Annotated in this window: 6 protein-coding genes; 3 read left to right on the top strand and 3 right to left on the bottom strand. The window is 42.8% G+C overall.

Annotated features, from left to right (window positions below):
* Positions 1–398: 398 nt before the first annotated feature.
* Both PLH26_RS05905 and PLH26_RS05910 read right to left on the bottom strand, forming a co-directional pair.
* Positions 399–1,079 (bottom strand): hypothetical protein, encoded by a 681-nt coding sequence (locus PLH26_RS05905; protein ID WP_324585072.1) that lies wholly within the window; start codon positions 1,077–1,079, stop codon positions 399–401.
* 286 nt (positions 1,080–1,365) lie between these two features.
* Positions 1,366–2,994, bottom strand: a complete 1,629-nt coding sequence (locus PLH26_RS05910) for a hypothetical protein (RefSeq protein ID WP_324585073.1) — start codon at positions 2,992–2,994, stop codon at positions 1,366–1,368.
* Between the two features lie 187 nt (positions 2,995–3,181).
* Between PLH26_RS05910 and PLH26_RS05915 the strand changes: the two genes are divergently transcribed.
* From PLH26_RS05915 to PLH26_RS05925, 3 genes are all read left to right on the top strand, one after another.
* The gene (locus tag PLH26_RS05915; RefSeq protein ID WP_324585074.1) at positions 3,182–4,048 is read left to right on the top strand and encodes a decaprenyl-phosphate phosphoribosyltransferase; all 867 of its coding nucleotides are present in this window, start codon (positions 3,182–3,184) and stop codon (positions 4,046–4,048) included.
* 80 nt (positions 4,049–4,128) lie between these two features.
* Positions 4,129–4,860, top strand: a complete 732-nt coding sequence (locus tag PLH26_RS05920) for an SDR family oxidoreductase (RefSeq protein ID WP_324585075.1) — start codon at positions 4,129–4,131, stop codon at positions 4,858–4,860.
* A complete protein-coding gene (locus PLH26_RS05925) occupies positions 4,857–5,459 on the top strand; it encodes an HAD family hydrolase (protein WP_324585076.1) in 603 nt (200 codons plus the stop codon). The genes PLH26_RS05920 and PLH26_RS05925 overlap by 4 nt, the downstream gene beginning before the upstream one ends.
* On the opposite strand, the gene PLH26_RS05930 is transcribed toward PLH26_RS05925, so the two are convergent.
* Positions 5,454–8,808 (bottom strand): PKD domain-containing protein (locus tag PLH26_RS05930; protein ID WP_324585077.1); only part of this gene is annotated, 3,355 nt, incomplete at its 5' end. The two genes, PLH26_RS05925 and PLH26_RS05930, sit on opposite strands and share 6 nt — an antisense overlap.

The following is an 8,808-nucleotide window of genomic DNA, read 5'->3' on the forward strand; positions in this document are numbered from 1 at the left end:
GTCCGCCCGCGGCGGATATGAATCCTGCGCTCTAACCGCCTGAGCTACCCCGCCTGTTATAGTTTCTTCCGGCGCCGCTGCACAACCTTTCACCGGAAGACAAGCCTTCCTCCTTTTCAATTCGGGCAGCAAAAATAGGGGTTTTATCAGTATTATGTAAGAATTTCCCGAACAAAAGCATATAAAAGGCGCAGGTGATTAGACAATCACCCGCTTACCAAAACATGAGAAAACTTCTATTCCTTCAACTTAGATTAATATGATCCGGGAATGAGTTGAAGGGTAAACCATAGAAAAAGAAATCCCCGGAGTAATTTTCATATTTTTAACGTGGCGCTGCCTTAAACACTATCATATTTTTTAAAATTGCCCGGCATTCTGTATTGCCGCAGCGTAACCTAATTTCCATATATTCCATTATTAAAACGCTGCCGGGTGCTGATGATCCCGGTAAGTACGGTAAGAATATCGTCATTCCGGAAGTTATACCTGAATTCACATTCCTTTATATGCAGGTATAAAGTACGCTTATTTACACCCCTGAACTTTTGCAAACGGCTTTTTGTATGTTTCCAGAAACCGGTAATTTCAGGCAATGCATCCCCCGAAGATGAAAGTTCTGCATTGCCATCCAGCCAGTATAAACGCCAGTCGTTAAGATCGGCCACTGCATAGTATCCCTCAAAAACGGATGCAGAACCTCCATTCATTGCGGCATGGACTTTCCCCTGCAATTGCAATACAGAGCTCTCACATATATCCCTGAGCCATGCAGCTGATACTTTCCCCTTATATATGTAAAAGCCGTAGTATGCAGGATGGCCTACAGGCCCGCATAATGCTTCTTCCCTGCTATTTGCGTCGTTAAGTGTGCGTGAACGATGATTGGGGAAAAGGCTGTCTTCACAAAAGGAAGCAATCACAGAACGGATAAGCCTGAAATAATTGTTTACAGTTACCCTGCTCACTCCGCTTATGTCGGCTATTTGGGTAGCCGTAAGGTCATCACAAAACAGTTCCAGTATTTGCCGGCATTTCCTGTCGGGCAAATGTCCTCCTTTCAGCAGTCTATAATTCATAATGCAACAGTTAATACGAATGGTTTCGGATTTAAAAATCTTTAGAAAACATGGCAGAGAAAACATAAAATACACCAACGGGAAAAAGCAGGGTATAAGCGAAGTATACTAGATTAATTTGTATTCCGTCAATTGTATTTTTTACGGATTCTCTTCTGTATTAAACAATGCAGAAGCATATATGTTACAATGACATGAACACCGGTTTTAAAACAGGTACTAACGGTAATTATCCAAGATAAACGAAAACAGGACGAAATCTGCACCTGTCACGGCACAACAAAGTTTATGGCTTCTTTATGTATATTTCGATGGTTCCCGGTTCTGAGCTCCGTGGCGCAATAAATGAATCTGCCCGTTGATAATGCGCCATTAATGTATCCCTGACCCTGAACGGATAAAAATTATTAACCCCCGGCATGTATTCGAACAGAACAACATCATAATAATTGTTCCGGATTCTGTCCTCAAACATCTCCGCTTCTCTGTTAAACATTCCTACACCCAGATGATACCATAACGGGAACCGTGGATTTCGTTCAAGCGCATATGGCATTTCCGCAGCCAGGAAAGTAAGTTCGGACATGTTCAATACTTTTATGTCCTTTTTGGCTTTTACAATATCCATTTCCATAAGCCGTTGTATTCCTTTAACGGTAGGCTCTGGCAGCTTTATTTTTTTAAGAGTCGGCAAATTATAGGATATCCATTGACCCTGAGGAATAACTGCAGCGTCTTTTTCGGGAGTTCTGAGTCTTGCATTGTGCAATCCAACCACATTTTCTCCTGTTGCAGAATGTACAATCCCTACTTCTTTACCACTCTTAATAAAAATCCTTTGCATATAATTCCAGTACAGTTGGCTCCACCACAACATTATGCCGGAACATAACAATAAAAATATCCGGCTGCTGTTGACTTTAACAGGCAGATACTGAAGCAGGTAATGCAAAATAAAAGCAACTGCAAAGCTGTGAAAGAAAATATTGCTATTAACGGGGGTGTAGCTGGTAATTTGAAAAATGACAGCTAAGCATAAAATCCCTAAGGTAAGCAACAGAAAAATTGTCTCTCTTTTATCGGCAAAGAAGGATCTGATATTCTTAAATCTTGCAACCGCCAATAGCACCACAATAAAAAAATAGAATTTCAACCATTGCGATTCACTGAAAAATTCATTTGCTATATCAGCCACAGAAACACGCGCATTATGTGGTGATTGTCCATAATTGAACCAGTAAGAAAACTCAAACCGGGAGAAAAAAAGAACTGCGATCGCTATAAATAAAAACGTCCCTCCCAAATATACCATGGGTGCGGGCCATTTTTTTTCGAGCCAGCCGACGTAGACCAATAAAAAAATACAAATAAAAAATATGAGGCCGCCCGCGTCCTGCTTGGTAAAGAAAGAGAAAAAAGTAAATAAGGATGCAAGCAATATCCATACCCATTGCAATTTACCGGTTCCGCTAAAAATAAATTTCAATACAAATGCTATAGCAATTAGTCCGTATACAATGGCCGTATGATTATACCATGGCCAAAAATTAAAAAATGAAAAAGTAATCGTATACAACAAAAGGGCGGCTGCCCTAACACCGGGAATTACCGAAACCTTTATTAATATATACCGGAAAACCAGCCCGGAAATAATGTTGATAAATACCTGCGCTTTTACAAGTGTAATTAACTGTGCACCAAAAATCTTAAAGAAGATGGCCGGAATTACCCAATACATACCGCCTAAGGGAATACCAAAATCCCGGAAAGGCAATTGCCCCTCGCTCATTCTGTAAGCACCCTCCCAGGATAAAAAGACATTTACTCTAAAAGGAAAATTTAAAAGTAAAGGAAACGAAGCAACGGCAACAATGATAAAAATCTCAAAAACACTTAATAGCTTTTTTTGTACCATTCCGAAAGGGTTAGTTTATAAAAGTACGCTGCGGTAAAAAGATCTCAAAAAATCATGAGTAATATTTACCAAATGTAAACAGACACAGACCATGAGCAAAATAATGGTTTCTTTCTTTCGTTATCGAAATTATTGCATTTTATATATTAACTTGTATTTTCTATAATAAATATTTTTAATACACATCGTGATCTATCTTAAATTGCTGCGACCCAAAGATTGGGCAAAAAATCTTTTTTTGTACATCCCCCTGTTTTTTGCAGGAGAAATATTTAACTGGCTTAAAGTACTGCAGGTTTTTGAAGGCTTCATCGCATTTTGTTGTATTGCAAGCAGCATTTATATCATTAACGATTACGCAGATAAAGAAGATGATAAAAAACATCCCGAAAAACGGAACCGGCCTATTGCTTCCGGCGCGGTTTCAACAGGAACGGCTTTAACTATTTTCACAATACTCACTATAGCAGGTTTTTTCCTTGCCTATTTTATCAGCACTAAATTTTTTTCCCTGCTGGGCATATATTTTTTTTTAAACATCGGGTACTCGTTCGGACTAAAAAACATTCCGATTCTCGACATTTTTATTATTGCAATCGGCTTCCCGCTCAGGATACGTTCGGGTGGCAGCATCGCAAATGTTGATGTTACGGTATGGTTGAATATTATGATCTTTCTTTTGGCATTATTTATGGCAGCCGGCAAAAGACGCGACGATGTATTGCTAAAAATTACCTCAGGCGATGATATGCGCAAGGCGGTTAAAGGGTATACGCTTGATTTTTTAAACGCATTGCTCGCATTGATTTCATCAGTAATGATCGTTTCATATTTCATGTACACTGTTTCTCAAAATGTAATAGAAAGGCATGGCACCAGCAGGCTATATCTGACCAGCCTTTTTGTAATGGCCGGAATTATGCGTTATTTGCAAATTATTTATGTAAATGCTGACTCGGGCTCACCTACCAAAATATTGTACAAAGACAGGTTCATACAAATATCCCTGGTCTTGTGGATGGTCAGTTTCTATGTTATTTTATATATAAAATAGGATGTACATTCACGCCTCCGAAAGGAAGTGAAGCGCGATAAGCAATTTATTCAACTTTCCACAGTAAAACAGGTATACTTATGGCAACTATACTTATCCTTGGCGCTACTTCCGATATTGGAAGAGCAGTTGCCCGGCAATTTGCCTGTAAACGGTTTGATATTCATTTGGCTTCACGAGATCCTTCAAAGCTGTCTGCACTTAAAACAGACTTAAACATCCGCTATAGCATTCAATGTTTTACTCATCTGTTTGATGCGGTTGATTTTGCTTCTCATGAATCTTTCTACAAAAGGTTAGAACCCGGGCCTGACATTGTGGTATGCGTTTTTGGGTATATGAATGAAAACGAACTTGTGATCGATGATCCGGGCGAGACCTTAAAAACCATAAACACCAATTATACAGGTGCTGTAAGCATACTCAATATTATTGCTGCAGATTATGCATTACAGGAAAAGGGTTGTATTGTTGGCATTAGCTCCGTAGCGGGTGAAAGGGGAAGGCAAAGCAATTATATTTACGGAAGTGCCAAGGCCGGATTCACCGCTTATCTTTCAGGACTGAGAAATAAACTTTACAACAAAGGAGTTCATGTTGTTACAGTATTACCAGGCTTCGTGTACACCAAAATGACAGAGCATTTGAATTTACCCAAACGATTAACCGCTCACCCGGAGGATGTGGCACGCCATATATACATTGCGGTTCAAAAAAAGAAGAACATAATATATGTTAAATGGTTCTGGAGATGGATCATGTGCATCATCAAACTTATGCCTGAACCGGTCTTTAAAAGAATGAAATTGTGAAAAAATCCATTGCTTTTTTTGATTTTGACGGCACTATTACTTACAAGGACACCTTATTTGAGATCATTAAATATCAAAAGGGAAGTGTGGCGCTGTACCTTGGGTTGTTGAAACTTTCACCATGGCTCATAGCCTTCAAATTACAAATTATTTCAAATGACACAGCAAAGCAGAAGCTGCTTAGTCATTTCTTTAAAGACATGCAGCTAATGGATTTCCAAAATAAATGTGATGCATTCATTGAGCAGAAACTACCCGGCCTTATCCGGCACCGTGCTTTGCAGCAAATAAAAGAACATTTTCAAAACAATACGCTCGTAGTGATAGTATCGGCTTCCGCGGAGAATTGGGTAGAAGGATGGTGCAGGCAAAATAACATAATATGCATCGCTACGAAACTCGAAACAAGAGAAGGGAAGCTAACCGGAAAAATAGAAGGGAAAAATTGTCATGGTGAAGAAAAAGTGAGAAGAATTAAAGCCTGCTTTCATCTGGATGAATATGAAATGATATCGGCTTATGGAGATACAAAAGGTGACAAGCCGATGCTATCGCTTGCCACCTCTGCACATTATAAACCTTTTCGAAGAAAATTATAGTTTAACGATCCTTACAACAGACTTGTATTGATAATCTATTATGATTTCCACGAAATAAACGCCCTTTTGCACTTTTGACATATCTAATTGGTGATTAACATATATGTCGTCTTTAACGAATTCTCTCCGCAACACTTTCTTTCCGTTAACATCATACAGTGAAATACTTGTTCTTCCTTTTGCGGGATCCTGCAATTCTATTAAAGCTGTTTCATATACAGGATTAGGGAATATTTTTACGACCGGCGAAAGATCACGCCTTGCTCCCGCATTGTTTACCACAACTTTTACGGTTGTTTTACCCGAACGTCCTTTACCATCGATTACCGTTAGTTCAAATTCATACTCTCCGGCAGTTAACCCCGATGCGATTATTAACTCCTCATTCGGGTACTCAATAATAACTTTAGAAGGTCCTGATAGCATACGCCAGTTATACAGTTCAATTTTACCCGATTGAACGTAAGATCCGGAACCGTCTAAAAGCACCTCATTTTCGGGTAATGTTAATGTTATCGCTTCCCCTGCATTGGCTGTCGGTGGGGGAATTATAACATCTTCAGAAATTACTTCAATACTCACATCTGCAGATGCTGTAGATCCGTTCGAATCGGTAACCGTAAGTCTGAAGGTATATTTTCCTGCCTCTACAGCCTCTATAGCTGGCATGGCTGAGTTAGAATTAATAATCGTAGCAGACCCCGGCCCGGAAATTTTCATCCATTTATAATCTGTAATAGAACCGTCGGGAGCATAGGAACGGCTACCATCCAGCAACAGCGCCTCCGTGGGAAGTTGTACTGAAAAATCATTCCCTGCATCCGCTACAGGAGGCTTAACCGGGGCTGGATTTACAATAACTGCAACACTTGCTGTAGCAGAATTGCCATTACCATCTGTTACCTTCAATTGAAACTCATAGGTACCAGCCACGAGTCCGTTGACCGTTGCGACCGCCTTTGCAGCGTCTGTAATTGTAACTTGTGAAGGTCCTGATATTTGGCTCCAGGAATAACTTTTTATCTGTGCTGAAGGTGCGGAAGAGTTTGTTCCATTCAAAGTAATGCTGTTGACAGGCAATGTTATAGTTTGTGCATTACCGGCATTGGCAACCGGCGGCAAAGGTGCTGCCTTTACAATGATAAACACTGTGGACTCGGAAACTCCGCCGTTGTTATCTGTTACTTTCAGCCGAAACTGGTATTTTCCTTCTTTAAGGCCGGTAACTGCACAAATTGCTTCCGAAGGGCTCACAATATCACCACCGGAAGGTCCCGACACTTTACTCCATGCATAACTTACAATATTACCACCGTGCGATGTGGATTTTGATCCATCCAGGGTAGCATTGTTCACAGGTAGCACTATTGTTTGATCATTCCCCGCATCTGCAACAGGAGGCGGTGGTGCGGCTTTTACCGTTATCGTTACAGTGGCGGTAGCTTTCCCGCCTTTATCGTCAATCACTTCCAGTTGAAATTTATACGTTCCTGCCACAAGCCCGGTAACTGCAGTACTAATACCATCCGGGTCTGCTATGCTTCCTTCAACAGGACCTGCGATTTTACTCCATTCGTAGCCAACAATAGTATTACCTGCAGAAGCAGATGAAGCGCTTCCATTAAGCGTGGCAGTACTGAGAGGCAATGTTATGGTTTGAGCGGATCCTGCACTGGCTACCGGTGGCAATGGCGCAGCTTTTACGGTAATACCAACAGACGCCGTTGATGTGGCTCCGTTGTTGTCGGTTACGGTTAGCTCAAACACATAGCTTCCTTCTGTAAGACCCGTTACAGCAGTAACTGCATTGCCGGGTGATGCAACCGTTTCACCCGACGGACCCGACAGCTTGCTCCATGCATAACTGCTGATGCTGCCCGAAGGTGCGGTTGAGCCACTGCCATCGAGGGTTATACTGTTGACCGGCAAAGTAATGGTTTGATCTGTTCCAGCATCGGCTACCGGCGGCAATGGTGCAGCTTTTACGGTGATGGTAACAGACGCCGTTGATGTGGCTCCGTTGTTATCGGTTACGGTTAGTTCAAACACATAGCTTCCTTCTGTAAGACCCGTTACAGCAGTAACTGCACTGCCGGGTGATGCGACCGTTTCACCCGACGGACCCGACAGCTTGCTCCATGCATAACTGCTGATGCTGCCCGAAGGGGCGGCTGAGCTGCTGCCATCGAGGGTTACACTGTTGGCCGGCAAAGTGATGGTTTGATCTGCTCCCGCATCGGCTACCGGTGGCAACGGCGCAGCTTTTACGGTAATGCCAACAGACGCCGTTGATGTGGCTCCGTTGTTGTCGGTTACGGTTAATTCAAAAACATACACCCCTTCGCCAAGACCCGTTACAGCAGTAACAGCATTGCCGGGTGATGCGATCGTTTCACCCGACGGACCCGACACCTTGCTCCATGCATAGCCGCTGATGCTGCCCGAAGGTGCGGTTGAGCCGCTACCGTTAAGAGTTACACTGCTGGAAGGCAATGTTATGCTTTGATCTGCTCCCGCATTGGCTACCGGTGGCAGAAGTGCAGCTTTTACGGTAATCGTAACCGATGCTGTAGATGTGGCTCCATTGGCATCCGTTACGGTCAATTGAAATTTATATATGCCTTCCGTAAGATCGGTAATAGTTGTAATTGCGTTGTCGGGGACAGTTATGGTCTCACCCGACGGACCCGACAGCTTACTCCATGCATAGCCGCTGATGCTGCCCGAAGGTGCGGTTGATCCGCCGCCATCAAGGGTTACACTGTTAACGGGCAAAGTGATGGTTTGGGCACCACCCGCATCGGCTACCGGTGGCAGAGGAGCAGCTTTTACCGTAATGGTAACAGATGCTGTTGATGTGGCTCCATTGGCATCCGTTACGGTCAATTGAAATTTATATATGCCTTCCGTAAGATCGGTAATGGTTGTAATTGCGTTGTCGGGGACAGTTATGGTCTCGCCGGACGGACCCGACACTTTGCTCCATGCATAGCCGCTGATGCTGCCCGAAGGTGCGGTTGAGCCGCTGCCATCAAGGGTTACACTGTTGGCCGGCAAAGTAATGGTTTGATCTGCTCCCGCATCGGCTACCGGCGGCATAACAGCAGCGCTTACAGTTATGGTTATTATGCTTGACGAAATTCCGCCATTGCTGTCGGTCACTTTCAGCTGAAACTGATATATTCCTTCTGTAAGTCCGGTTACTGCCGTAATAGCATCAGAAGGTGCAGCTATATTTTCATTGCCCGGACCCGATACCTTACTCCATGCATAGCTGCTGATGCTGCCCGAAGGTGCGGTTGAGCCGCTGCCATCAAGGGTTACACTATTGGCCGGTAAAATGATGGTT

It is taken from the genome of Agriterribacter sp., from assembly GCF_035444585.1.
In the GTDB taxonomy this organism is placed as follows: domain Bacteria; phylum Bacteroidota; class Bacteroidia; order Chitinophagales; family Chitinophagaceae; genus Agriterribacter.